Raw genomic sequence first — 6,391 nt, forward strand, 5'->3', positions numbered from 1 at the left:
GGTGGTGGTGGGGGCGGAGAGTCCGGTGGTTTGGATGCGGGCGAGGCGGTGCAGGGACAGCAGCGTGAGGGGGTAAGACCGGGCGGTGATATTCGTCCCGATGAGAAGTACGTCCAGGTCGTCGCTGCGGACAGCGTTCACCATGTTGGGGAGGTTGTTCGCCGGGAGGGTGGTGAATTTATCGGCCCGTTCTCGACAGTATTGTTCGTGGGGGTGTCCGGTGGTTTGCAGGCTGTAGAGATAGACCTCGAAACGGTTGCGGTCTAAATGCTCGAAGGCGGGAATGGTGGTGAAGGTTTCGGCGGTGGGGAGGTAGTTGAGACAGAGGACGCCGAAACGGAGCTTGCGGTTTTGGGGACGGGGTGGGAACTGGTAGTCCAGTTGGGAACCGGCCTGTTGGAGGTACCGTTCGAGAATGGCGGCGCGTTTTTGTTGAACTTCCCGTTGGTCGCGGTGGCTGAAGCAGAGGGGGGTGAGGTTAGCGAGGTTGGCGAACGCCTGGGTGACGGTTTTCCAGGTGGGGTTGTCGGGGTTGCTGAGGATTTTGTCGTGGAGGTAGGTCGTCCAGTTGGTGAAGTACTGGTGATAGGCGTCTACTTCCCCTAAGTCTTTGAACAGACGGGGCGACTCGAACATGAAGTTGAGGTAGGTTCCGGTCATCCAACTGGGGATGGGGGCGTTTTGATATTGGATGTCGAACTGGTGGGGGTAGCCGTAGAGGGCGGCGGCGAAAAGGGTCTGGAGGGCTTGGGGTGCGCCGAGTCCCTGGCTGAGTTTTTGGGAGAGTTGGGCGATGGTGGTGCGGTCTGTGTCGGTGAGGGGTTCGTTTTTGAGGGAACTCTGCCACAGTTGTTTGTAGGTTTGGCCGAGTTGTCCGGTGAGTTGGGGGTGGAGTTGGTCGGTGGGGAGGTTGAGGAGGTGTTGGGTGACGGCGGTTCGGATGCGGCGGAGTTGGTCGAGGGCGTCGCGGTTGAGGGGGTTTTGTTGGTAGGTTTGGAGGAGTTGAGTGGCTTGGGGGATGAGTTGAGAGAGGGGTAGGTTTTCTTGGGTTGGGGTTGGAGAGGGTTGAGGTTGCTGAAAGGCTTGTTCGATCGCGCTGAGGGCATCGGTCACAATTTTGGCTGGTTGAGGGTTAGTATTCGGTTCCATGACTGGCTGGGAAGAACTGGCAACAGACTGAGATGATACGGCAGTTAGAGCGGGAATTTTTTTAAAGCGAACGCTATCCCCGAGAGAGGCTTGGGGTAAGAGAGTAACGACTTGTTTTTTAGTTGAGTTCAGGGATTGGATATAAGTTTGGTAGACGATCGATAAAGTCTGGTGGTTCTTTTCAACTCGATAAAAATTTAAGTTCGGATCGTAAACGCTCGGTTCTTTTTCTTTGAAACCATGAAAATGGTAGAAAACTAGCGGTTGTTCGTCTACCCAGATCCGATTGTTTTTGAGTTGAATATCGTATCGATCGACGTTCCAAGGTGCTAAGTTAGCCCCTTTGTGTTGTAAAACGGCAACGTTGTTAAATCGAACTGGCCAGTCGTCTAAATACTTCTGATCGGCAAATTTTCCGTCTTGGTGATAGTCGTGACACCATTCGAGGCAACGCTCTCTCCACCAATTCAAGCATTCTAAACCGGGACTATCTCGACGAAACGAAACCCAGCCCACGTTGTAAATTCCGTTGAATTTTAACCCTTCAAGTTTAGGGGGAAAGCGATGCTCGATAATTGCGATCGAACGCTCTCCCAGCTCTTGATAAATTGGCTCGATGTCTGAAAAGAAAAATAAATCCGAATCTAAATAGGTAATTAAATTGATACTTGATTCTCGATCGAAAATATATCTCGGAAAACAGGGCGTACAGGTGAAATAATATTCAACTAAGGTTCGATCTTGTTTGGCTTTTAACAGGTCTGGATCGGCAGATTCTAGTGTTTCTAACTCGATGAATTTGAGATGGGGAAGTGCGAGTTTTTCTAGAACTTCGTAGCAAAGCTTATCGAGACATAAAACCCAAAGTTCAAAACTTTGGGAATGCTGTTTCAAAGAATTATACAGTGTTAATCCTTTGGGTAAATAGCGATGGTCGAAATAGGTACAGAAATAACGCATCCGACTTGGTGGGTTAAAGGTTTGCCTGTCGAGTCCAGTGTACGATCGTATCACTAATACGCTGAACTTCTTCATCCGTTAAATACGGATACATGGGCAAGCTGACTATCTCCGAGCAGATTTGTTCCGTTTTGGGAAGGGATTTCCCGTCGATCGTGACTCGACCTCGATAAGCAGGTTGTTGGTGAACGGGAGCAGGATAGTGAATCAAGGTTCCAATGCTGCTCTCTTTGAGAAACGCCCGCATTTCGTCCCGTTGGGGAGTACGAACGACGTATTGATGGTAAACCTGAGTCCCGTTCTCGGGTCTTTGGGGAAGTTTGAGAGGTAAGTTGGCGAGATGGCGATCGTATTGTTGCGCGATCGCTTGGCGACGTGCGTTTTCTTCATCTAGATATTGCAGCTTGACGCGCAGAATAGCCGCTTGAATGGGGTCGAGACGAGCGTTTGTCCCCGGAATGTCGCTGATATACCGCTGACCCCAACCGTATTGACGAAGGCTTCGCGTCCGTTCGGCTAAATCGCGATCGCTCGTGACGATAATCCCCGCATCCCCTAACGCTCCCAGGTTTTTAGTTGGATATAAGCTGAAAACCGCTAAATCGCCCCAAGTTCCCGTTTTTCGATCGTCGATCGTTGCGCCGTGAGATTGGGAGCAATCTTCGACAACGCGGAGATCGTAACGACGAGCAATGTCTAGAATCCCCTCCATTTCGACGGGACGACCGTACAAGTGAACGGGGACGATCGCTTTGAGTTTCCCGAGTTCGGGACGTTGGAGCAGTTGTCGAATTGTATCTTCGAGACAGTTTAAGTCGATGTTGAAAGTTTCGGGGTCGATATCGACGAGAATCGGTATTGCTCCGGCGAGTTCGATGGCGGCGACGGTGGCGACGGCGGTATGGGAAACCGTCACGACAATATCGCCAGACCCAATTTGACAGGCTCGTAAGGCGACTTCAATACCATCAGTTCCGCTGGAAACGCCAATCGCCTGTTCGGTTCCGATGTAGTTCGCGAATTCCCGTTCAAAAGCTTCGACTTCCGCTCCGAGAACGTACCAACCGCTTTCGAGAACGCGGGCGATCGCTTCATCGATTTCGGCTTTATGAGCGAAATAACCTGCTTTGGGGTTTGTTTGCAGGATGGGAGAGTCGGAAGTCATGATTTGCGAGAGTTATGGGTGGGAGTTAAAGGTATCGATCGAGATGCTGTCGGTAGTAGGCGATCGTTCGCGCCAATCCCTCTTGTAATGGGACTTTGGGTTCCCATCCTAGCATCGATCGAATGAGTCGATCGTCACAATAGTAATCCCCGATATCGATCCGTTTTCGCTCGGCGGGAAACTCGCGAATCACATATTCTCCGCCCCCGTTTGCTTCGATGAGTAAATCGGCTGTTTCTTTGAGGCTCACGACGCGATCGCCGCCAAGGTTAAAAACTTGTCCTTTCGCGTCGGGATGAGTGGCTGCTAAGAGCAAAGCATCTACAGCATCATCGACATAGGTGAAATCCCGAAGTTGTTCGCCACCCCACACTTCAAAGGGTTTTTCTTCTACTAACAAGCGCACCCAAATCCCGAGAAAGGTTTGACGAGCATCTTTAACCCGCATTCGCGGTCCGTAAGTATTGGTCAGACGCAAGGCACAAGCACGAATTCCGTAAACGTTGTTATAGAGAATGTGATACCATTCTCCCGCCATTTTGTTGATGCCATTGACATCGACCGGGCGCACGAGATGTTTTTCGTCTACGGGTAAATAATCAGGTTTTCCATAGAGTTGTCGCGTACTCGCAAATACGATTTGAATATCGGGGTTGTATTTTCGGCAAGCTTCTAAAATGGACAGTTGAGATCGACAGTTTATTTCTAAGTCAGTGTAAGGATCGTGCATGGAGTCGAGGTGACTCGTTTGCCCCGCCAGGTTAAACAGATAGTCTTGTCCCTGAACGAGATAGCGCATACTATGTTCGTCCCGTACATCCGAAATGTTGACTCGAACTCGATCGCGAACATCGTCAATATTAAAAAGATTTCCGCCGTATTCTGGGATTAAGCTATCAACGAGTAACACTTCTGCGCCCAAATCGATGAGACGACGAGCGAGATTGCTCCCGATGAATCCTAAACCACCCGTAATTAATGCTTTTTTGTTTTGAAAAACAGTATCGAGCATAAAAATTACATTAGAAACATCATTTTTAGAGTTTTATTTTTTAAGGCTTAGAAAATAAAAAGCCTCTCGCTTCAGCCACTTCAGGAGCGTTAGGAACTGGAAACTTCTCTGCAATTAGAAATTCTCTCAAAAACCTCATACCCAAATTGGTAGTATATTCCACCAAAGAATTTCGATTTAAAAACCAAGTGATATATTCCGTATGATATCCATAGGCATAGGGACGCTGAACAACGACAAAAGAATCAGCTTTGCGAACGATCGGCAATCTCGTAATCAGCAAATAAGAGTTCGTGACTTGCGAAAGCTTGCGAACAGTATCTTGCCAATCTTCAGAATATTGAAGGGAAGAACTCGAAACGACTAAATCGTAACTGTTTTGAAAGCACTCTGTTTCGTCCTCGTAGAACGTAACTTCTGGCAATAGTTCTCGTCCACCTTGACAGAGAATTGGCAAGTCTTTGCAATAATAGTCAATTTCAACTTCTGGAAGCAAGGCTTTACTCAACAAGTAGTAATGTCCTAAGCCTCCACCCCAATCTAAAATCGAAATTCGTTCTTTTTGACGTGCGGCTTTGGCTAAAACATAGCCATAGGTCATCATGGTATTATGAGAGCCGTAATCACCGCTTGAAATGACCGGGGATTCGTGATTAATCCCGAGAGGATTGGTTCCTTGAAGAGAGCGAACGAACGCCGGCCACTTTTTACGCTGAGTTTCGAGAATACTTTGAACGTTCCAACCTAAAATATTGGGGTCTTGGGTTTTCCAACCTTGCGGTAAATACTCCCACTGGGGGCGGTTGGTTGGAGGTGTTACTGCTGTCGTGGGAGCAGGATTTGGGGATTTCATAGAAATAGCCGGAAGGTAGTCGGGAACGGGAACCCCGCCTTCTATCACCTTCCCTTTTGCAGCGGGAAGTCCGAAATATTGCTGTAGATTTTGCAGTGTCGGTTGAGAAAATGCGATTGTCGCCTGTGCTTTTTCGTGCCAATCTTTCACTTCTTTCAAGCAAGGCACGAAATTTTGGGCAACTTGTGGAACTGCCGATCCTACAATTTGTATGAAGGGAATTCCAGCTTGAGCCACAATTTGCTTGGCAGCAAAGTTAGAAACTGGGCAAGAATCTACGAAAACAGTTAAACTCGGGTTCAGTTGGTTGAGGAGAGATCGAGCTTCATCCTGAACCGTAAATGTTTTAGAAAAATCCGCGTTCGGATCGTAAGACAGTTCTTGATATTGGATATCAGGGCGAACCGTAACAGGTTTCTGCGATTTTGGGTGTGCGTAGATAACAGTTTGTCCCGTTTGCGCTAATCCGCTCAATACGCGATCGGCATTTTGAGTTAAACCACTACTGCCACTAACATCAGAGTACACCAGGACAACGGGGCTATTGCTAGTGGATGGCGTAGATGCTGAAACTTGCAATTTTTGTGACTCCTGTGCGATGAATTGGTTGGCCTGTGGATTGCGCGAAGTTCGCTGGGGTAGTGCGTAACGAACCGAATTCGGCGACGCTTGAAAATCGCCTTTAGCCAGCGTCGCGTAAACTGATTTAACTTCGAGTAAAGTGCCATCCTGTACGGCGCGAATACCTTTATCGGCCGGAATTGTTAACCGCCAATCGCATTCGAGAACTTGAAAACCCACCGATTCGCTGAGATGTCGCAAACAGGCAGGGGTATAACGCCAGTAGTCGTTGGGAGAGGGATGATAAGGATATGAGAAAACCGTAGACAGAATCAAGATACTGTTCGGTTTCATGATTTGATAGAGCGCCTGGAACACTTCAAAGGGATTGCCCACGTGTTCGAGAACGCTCAAACATACTGCTGTTCCAAAAGCGTTGTTATATTTTTTTGGTAAATCTTCAATAAACGGATCGCCTTGTTCGGGATTGACGACTAAATACTCTCGATCGATATGGTCGAAGGGGCGTTGGGAAAGGCTCACAAAGCGAGCTTGTTGATCGCCGGTGTGTAGCGTCAAGTCGTAGTCGGCGATAACAGGTCGATCGAGTCCCCCCAAATCGACGAAAGGCTTTCTCAGTCCGTATTTTTCAATTTGTTCGGTAACGAGCTTGATATCATCCCAAAACATT

3 protein-coding genes and 1 pseudogene are annotated in these 6,391 nt (G+C 48.4%); all 4 read right to left on the minus strand.

Annotated elements, in window-relative coordinates; translation table 11 throughout:
- A pseudogene (locus tag ACP5D4_RS20535) lies at positions 1-2,109 on the minus strand (hypothetical protein); the annotation flags it as partial.
- A gap of 13 nt (positions 2,110-2,122) precedes the next feature.
- On the minus strand, positions 2,123-3,274 hold the full coding sequence (locus tag ACP5D4_RS20540) for a DegT/DnrJ/EryC1/StrS family aminotransferase (RefSeq protein WP_428013478.1): 1,152 nt from the start codon (positions 3,272-3,274) through the stop codon (positions 2,123-2,125).
- Between the two features lie 25 nt (positions 3,275-3,299).
- Positions 3,300-4,286, minus strand: coding sequence for an NAD-dependent epimerase/dehydratase family protein (locus ACP5D4_RS20545; protein ID WP_428013479.1), 987 nt, complete (start codon positions 4,284-4,286; stop codon positions 3,300-3,302).
- A 40-nt stretch (positions 4,287-4,326) separates the two neighbouring features.
- On the minus strand, positions 4,327-6,391 hold a 2,065-nt coding region (locus ACP5D4_RS20550; RefSeq protein ID WP_428013480.1), incomplete at its 5' end, for a methyltransferase, TIGR04325 family.

The sequence above is a fragment of the Baaleninema sp. genome (assembly GCF_049974805.1).
Classification (GTDB): Bacteria; Cyanobacteriota; Cyanobacteriia; order Cyanobacteriales; family Geitlerinemataceae; genus Baaleninema.

Bases quoted from the DNA above. Each gene is read 5' to 3' on its own strand.
- ACP5D4_RS20540 (WP_428013478.1), bottom strand. From the start codon at position 3,274: ATGACTTCCGACTCTCCCATCCTGCAAACAAACCCCAAAGCAGGTTAT.
- ACP5D4_RS20545 (WP_428013479.1), bottom strand. From the start codon at position 4,286: ATGCTCGATACTGTTTTTCAAAACAAAAAAGCATTAATTACGGGTGGT.